Annotated in this window: 1 protein-coding gene; it reads right to left on the reverse strand. The window is 71.4% G+C overall.

What is annotated here, in order from left to right; translation table 11 throughout:
• Positions 1–465 (reverse strand): SDR family NAD(P)-dependent oxidoreductase (locus V2J85_RS40550; protein ID WP_330824383.1); only part of this gene is annotated, 465 nt, incomplete at both ends.

Here is a 465-nt window from a genome sequence, read left to right on the forward strand (position 1 = left end):
GGTCAGCCACAGGCGCTTTCCGTTCACTTCGGGGGCGGGCTTGTCCCAGACGCCGGCGATGGCCTCGGCCAGCTCCGTGACGTCGGTGAAGCCCGCGAACTTCGCATTCGGGCGTTCGGCGCGCATCGCGTCGTTCACCAGTGCCTTGACCACCAGGATCGCAGCAGCGGCCGCCGGCCCGTCCTCGCCCCCCTCCTTGCGGAAGGCGTCGCCGAGCGCGAGGGTCCATGCCTCGGCGGCGGCCTTGGAGGCGGAGTAGGCGGCGTTGCCCGCGGTGGGCTTGCCGGCGCCCGCGGCGCTGATCAGCAGGTAACGGCCCTTGTCGCTGCGCTGAAGGGGCTCCTGGAAGGCCAGTGAGGTGGACTGGACGGTGCGGATGAGCAGCTTCTCCAGCAGGTCCCAGTCCGCGAGGCTGGTCTCCTGGAACGTGGCGCTGCCGCGCCAGCCGCCGACGAGGTGCACCAG

Source organism: Streptomyces bugieae, assembly GCF_036352915.1.
Taxonomy (GTDB): Bacteria; Actinomycetota; Actinomycetes; order Streptomycetales; family Streptomycetaceae; genus Streptomyces; species Streptomyces endophytica.